The sequence below is a fragment of the Paenibacillus mendelii genome, from assembly GCF_024498075.1.
Taxonomy (GTDB): Bacteria; Bacillota; Bacilli; order Paenibacillales; family Paenibacillaceae; genus Paenibacillus_Z; species Paenibacillus_Z mendelii.
Map to the genome: position 1 here is coordinate 1 of NZ_JANHOF010000045.1, position 5,683 is coordinate 5,683.

Genomic DNA, 5,683 nt, shown 5'->3' on the forward strand with positions numbered 1-5,683 from the left:
AAATCCTGCGAATGAGTGAGTATATGTGAGATAAACCCTTAAAACCGAGGGACGGGCAGTTTAGCGTAACTTTTCAATGGATGTTGCGTCATAGATTTAAACGGTTCGGCATGAGTAGTGTCACAGGAGGTGATTGTTTTGCAAAGAATCCTTTTGATTATCATATTCGGTTTTATTTTATCTGCATGCGGAAATAAAACAAGTTCAGATTTAGAGAACACCTCCTCTCAAGCGATCGATCCAACTGTTGTTCATTTAGCAGATACTGTAGGCGACCCAAACACGTTAAAAGTCTCTTCAATACAAGCGCAAGATCGCGCACTTGCATCTGCTAAGGAGTACGGTCCCAGGACTGGAAAATGGTTCGAGGGAGAAAATGGCTTCAACATCCTGACTTCCACCCCATCCCCAATAAGACAGGCAGGAACTGATGTAGGAATCGGATTCAGTAAGGTTCCAGAAGGGCGCTCTGTCCGTTTTCAAATCACAAGTCGAGACAAGGAGGGGAATCGAGTGGAGCTTTTGAAGGAGTATATAGTGGACAATCGTAATAACGATAAAAGACAACTAGATTTCACTTACCAGATGCCCGAACAACCGCCAGCAGTAGGATCTGATCCAACCGAATTGACCCTCTATAATGCAGGTCCGACCAACCTGTATTTTGGATACGGATACGCGATCTACCGAGAAGAACCTGAGGGATGGACCCTAGTTCTTGATGACAGATCTGTAGTGACCATTGCAATGCAGGCAAGACCTAGTGAATCTTACGTGGAAAAGGTTGTTTTTCCACAAAAGCTTGATCCAGGAAGGTATCGACTGGTGAAGAGTATTAATGGATTCATGACGGATATAAGTGTGAAGTTGTCTGCAGATTTCGAAATTCAATAAGAAAGTCAAAGTAAAACTTAATGTATGCACTAAGCTAACGGGACACGATAGTTGAATCGACACGAGGAAAAGGCAGCAGATCAATTTGATTTGCTGCCTTTTTCAACTACCGGGCAGGTTAAGTTAATCAGTGAAACGCTTAGAAGCAGACGTTCTTAATATCTGTGAGAAGGGAGTATAAAAAGAAATGACGGTTTATTTTCGGCCATACAGGGATGAAAGGGATTACATAGCGCTCCGCAGCGTGATCTCTCATAAGTCTACCGACCCGAACCGCCGGTTTTACCCAAGTCTAGGGGATTTCGATTACAACCGCGCCTTCGGCGGTGAAAAGTTCCTTCAAAATCTGACGGTTTGCGAACTCGAAAACGGGACCACAGTTGGCGCTATTTGGCCAGGGTATTATCGAATTCTTTATTGCTTTACAGGGCCTGAATACGTTCACCTGGAAGATGAAATATTCGCCTGGGCGGAAAAACACTATTACGGTCCGTCGCTTGAAGACCGGAGCGGACAGGAAGTTTATTTTTGGGGTTATGTCGAGGATCAGCCCCGAGTAGAGACGTTGAAGGCAAGAGGATACGAGCAGCATACATGGTACATGTATTCCGGTGTAATGGATTTGGAAACTGCAAACCAAGAGCCTCGTTTTCCAGAGGGGTTCAAGGTTCGTCCGATTGAAACTGCTGATTTAGAGCAAAAGGTCATTATCATGACCGGTTCAGCTGGGTTGACTGCGCCGGATATGGAGATTTACCGCCGTTTGATGTCCTGCCCAACATACCGTCAGGATTTGGACTTGGTTATAGTGGACGAGACGAATCAAGTCATCGGCTTTGCAAATATTTGGCTCGACAGTGAGAACAATATTGCAATTATCGAGCCGTTCGGAACGGCTCCGACACATCGAAGACGGGGGTTGGCGACTAACCTGTTGTACGAGTGCATGCGCCGCTTGAAAGAAGCAGGTGTCAGCAAGCTCTACATTAATCACGGAGGAATGTGGACGCTTGATCCTGAACCAGATGACGCAATGCGCGTTTACACAAGGGTCGGCTTTCAAGAACTCGGAAATATGTTTGTATGGTGCAAGGGTTCTCCTGACAGCACCAGCTAAAGGCGCCAAAGAAATCGGACAACATACCGATACGGTCGATAATTGGTTTTAGTTGCTTGTGTTCCACCGCCATAGCGCGGTGGATGATCACCATTAGCATTCGTCCATCACTGAATCGCCGCCTTTGACGGGGCGGCCTTCTTTATTGCTTTTCCCGACTTAGGTCCAGTATGGCATCGTTCCTCAGTCCGCCGCAGTTTCATGCCTGCGTCCGTTATCGATGGCCGCACCCTTCTTATACAATGAATGTAGATAAAACGTGATGAAGGGTGTGAGAATGATGAGTCAGAACGCAAGCGGAACGAATCCTATTCCAACAGTCAGGTTGTTTGAAGGGGAGAAGCAGCTGGCGCTTACCGGGCTGTTCGGCTTTGTGCTGGCAGTGGTGTGCGCGGTATGGGTCATGCTGCATGGGGGAACGGTACCGCCGAATGGCGACGTCTCCAAGGCCATTTCCTTCAATGCCGCACTAGGCATATTTCTTTTGTCGACAGCGGCCATTCTTCCGTTATCCGGTTTGGGAGTAAGAGGCAAAACCTTTTTTCGATGGACTTATATCATTTTGGCGCTTTATTCTTACGGTGCGGAGACCGTACAAAATTTTCGCGGCGTCAATCCGAGGTTCGTGGAAGACGGAACGAGCTTTGATAAAGCAGTCGGTTCGATTTTTGCTTTTGTCGCTCTCATGCTGGTGCTGGTTTATCTGTTTCTGGCGGTTCAATATTTTCGCAAGAAAACCTCTAAGCTCCGCCCGGACCTGGTGCTCGGCATTCGCTATGCGATGATTGCGGTTATACTTTCATTTGCGGCAGGAATCTGGATTTCGGTCAATCAAGGCCGTTTCGTCGGCGTGAGCGGAAATATTATTTGGCTGCATGGCCTCGGCTTTCACGCGCTGCAGGCGATGCCGATCGTCGCCTGGCTGTCTGAACGCACGTCCCCTGTCCGCCGCACGCTGATTCATTTGACAGGCGCCGCCTACTTGCTCGGGATATTGGCCATCGCATGGCAGACGTTTCTCGGACAGTCCATTTTTGAGTGGTCTGCGCTTCCTCTCGCAGCCTGCGGCTGCTTCCTGACCGCACTTGCGGCAGGCGGATTTGCCCTGCGCCAATCCGGGTTGTTCTCCAAGAGCGCTCGACGGTTGTATGCAGCTTCTGAGCGAAGTGGATAATGGGAGGACAAGAACATATATGCATTTCAAGCCGCACTTTGTGCGGTTTTTTTATTTTATGGATACAACTTCTTGTGCTTTCCAAAAGACAAGAAGTTGTACTGTTTTCTATTAATGGGTATTTTCCGTAATAACCGAACGATACATATTGGAGGTGTATTTTTCATTATACAATGCACCCTGTTGTCCCGAAATTCGGATTGTTATATATGTTCGTACGTACAAACAAGAACTTTGTGCTGTTCACGGCGATAACTGCTTCAATTTTTATTATGCCAGTTCAGTTTATTGTTGCGCTTGACCATTATTATTCGGGCGATGATTACCTGTTATAGGAAATGAAAATATATAGTTTAGCCGCGGCTGACACGCTGGCTTGCCATTAAGCTAAAGGGCAGTTTTCTTCAATAAAAGAGTAATCCCATTTCAGGTCCAATGTGTTATAATTCGGAAAATGATTGGAAGGACCTAAATAAATGGAAGAGGGATGTATTGATGCTCAATCAAAACAAGTTACTCGAAACCGTCGTACGATTGTTCGGACTTAATCCGGACGACTTGCTCAGTCATCATGATTCCGAACACAGTATCATTGCTTCTTACAGAATAGGAGACATTAGTGTATTCCTACGGATGACGAGAGCTACGCATAGATCGACCGACATCATCCGTGGTGAGATCGACTGGATTGAGTTTCTATCGGACAAAGACTTGTGTGTTTCCCGGCCAGTTCGTTCGGTCGAGGGGCAGTTGGTGGAAGAAATAATGACGGATGAAGATATATATACAGCTGTTTGCTTTGAGGCCGCACGTGGCCAGCGGATATCGGAAGCCGATTACAATGCTAAGTTGTTCCGTCTCATGGGGTCATTCATGGGAAAAATGCATAACGCCACGAAATATTATGAACAACCATCTATCCAATCCAAAAGATCGGATTGGTCCGCGGAAGTGGATCAAATCGCGAACTTTGAACTATCTGAGTCCGAAAGGCAAATCGTAGAGCGTTACTCTGATTTGCGGGGACATATCGCAATGCTTCCGAAGTCGCGGGAAAGCTACGGGTTAATTCATGCTGATTTCCATCATGGAAACTTTTGCATGAATGGGGATACGATCTACTTATATGATTTTGATGCCTGCCGATATTCTTGGTTCGTAGATGATATTGCCATCGCGGTATTTTTCGCAACGGCGCTAGATCCTATGGATGGTGCGAGGGAGAAGTTCCTAAACAGCTTCCTTGAAGGATATAGCTTAGAAAATGATTTGGAAAAGAGCTGGCTAGATGAAATCCCAAATTTTATAGCCCTAAGAGAGATTGGAAGATATATCAAGCTCTATCGTGCTTGCGGTGGAAGGTTTGAACAGCTCCATCAATGGGGAAGATCTTATATGCAAAATCGCAAAGAACGGATATTGCGACTCTAAGAAAGCCTAACGGGAAACGTTAGTTTAATATCACCATAAAAAGGCAGCCAAACATATTCATTTGGTTGCCTTTTCTTAACTACCATGAAAGAACGTGTTAACTTTCATTCTCTGTGGTGCGTCGCTTTGTGAGGCATGAATGGCTAAACGGGTAGTTATGCTTAACAATCTAATGTGATAAAATGAAAACATCAATTCGATCAAAGATTGTTGATGTGCTTTAAAATGGAGGTTTATGAGAAAACTAAGAAAACACCTATTGAATCTTGCGTTGGGTGAGTTAGCAGCCGCTTTTTCTTTTTTGGTTGTATATAAGATTTATTTAGATCTAGGAGTTGCGAGCTTGCTTGCGCTATCATTCCTAGTGTTTATATTATTTCAAGGTGTTTTGTATTGGGTATTTAGATCTTATTCAACAGGCAAACAGAAACCATTTTTAATGCTGAAAACCCTGATTGTGCTTAGAAGTATGAATCTTATTCTTGCTGTGTTAGTAATTATTTTATTGATAATGCTCGCACAGAATAAAAGAGACCTAATTGTAGGTATGTTAATTTATGTTTTTTCCGTGATAGAGTATATAAATTATTATTGGTATCGTTTAAGCTACGGGAAATCAGGTTTCAATATTAAATTGCTTATTCAAGCCGGCTTACAGCCGTCGAGTATTCATAAATTATTAAAAAGAAAATAAATCTCTAAACTATTGATAACGAGAGCGCATTAAAAAAGAGCTGCCAAAATAATTCAGCTAACGAAAACTCAACATACAAGATAACAAGGCTGCTGAGGAGACGATCGGCAGCCTCGTTGCGCTAACGGGCAGCATTCCTATTATGAAGAAATACGAGGTTTGAGAAAGAAAAAGACTCCTTGGTATGATGTTAATGGGTCCACGACGCTGGCGGGCTGACGGATCCCAAAAACAAACCAAGGAGACTACAAGATGCATTCTACTCAAAATGAACGAATTAATCAAATCACATCTTCTACTTTAATTGTCAGTGTAGACATCGCAAAGTTCAAACATGTGGCTCGCGCACAGGACTACCGCGGAGTCGAGTTCG

Annotated in this window: 5 protein-coding genes; all 5 read left to right on the forward strand. The window is 44.5% G+C overall.

What is annotated here, in order from left to right; translation table 11 throughout:
• Window positions 1-138: 138 nt before the first annotated feature.
• The 5 genes from NNL21_RS35830 (at window position 139) to NNL21_RS35850 (ending at window position 5,310) form a co-directional block, all read left to right on the forward strand.
• On the forward strand, window positions 139-894 hold the full coding sequence (locus tag NNL21_RS35830) for an immunoglobulin-like domain-containing protein (protein ID WP_204822879.1): 756 nt from the start codon (window positions 139-141) through the stop codon (window positions 892-894).
• 187 nt (window positions 895-1,081) lie between these two features.
• A complete protein-coding gene (locus tag NNL21_RS35835; protein WP_204822878.1) occupies window positions 1,082-2,011 on the forward strand; it encodes a GNAT family N-acetyltransferase in 930 nt (309 codons plus the stop codon).
• 277 nt (window positions 2,012-2,288) lie between these two features.
• Window positions 2,289-3,185 (forward strand): hypothetical protein, encoded by an 897-nt coding sequence (locus NNL21_RS35840; RefSeq protein ID WP_373567650.1) that lies wholly within the window; start codon window positions 2,289-2,291, stop codon window positions 3,183-3,185.
• A 495-nt stretch (window positions 3,186-3,680) separates the two neighbouring features.
• Window positions 3,681-4,616 carry a phosphotransferase enzyme family protein gene (locus NNL21_RS35845; RefSeq protein WP_204822877.1) on the forward strand — a complete coding sequence of 312 codons (936 nt, stop codon included), beginning with the start codon at window positions 3,681-3,683 and terminating at the stop codon, window positions 4,614-4,616.
• 235 nt (window positions 4,617-4,851) lie between these two features.
• On the forward strand, window positions 4,852-5,310 hold the full coding sequence (locus NNL21_RS35850) for a hypothetical protein (RefSeq protein ID WP_204822876.1): 459 nt from the start codon (window positions 4,852-4,854) through the stop codon (window positions 5,308-5,310).
• Window positions 5,311-5,683: the final 373 nt, after the last annotated feature.

What these genes read in the sequence shown, in the direction of transcription:
- NNL21_RS35835 (WP_204822878.1), top strand. Translation starts at nt 1,082, where the DNA reads ATGACGGTTTATTTTCGGCCATACAGGGATGAAAGGGATTACATAGCG.
- NNL21_RS35840 (WP_373567650.1), top strand. Translation starts at nt 2,289, where the DNA reads ATGATGAGTCAGAACGCAAGCGGAACGAATCCTATTCCAACAGTCAGG.
- NNL21_RS35845 (WP_204822877.1), top strand. Translation starts at nt 3,681, where the DNA reads ATGCTCAATCAAAACAAGTTACTCGAAACCGTCGTACGATTGTTCGGA.
- NNL21_RS35850 (WP_204822876.1), top strand. Translation starts at nt 4,852, where the DNA reads ATGAGAAAACTAAGAAAACACCTATTGAATCTTGCGTTGGGTGAGTTA.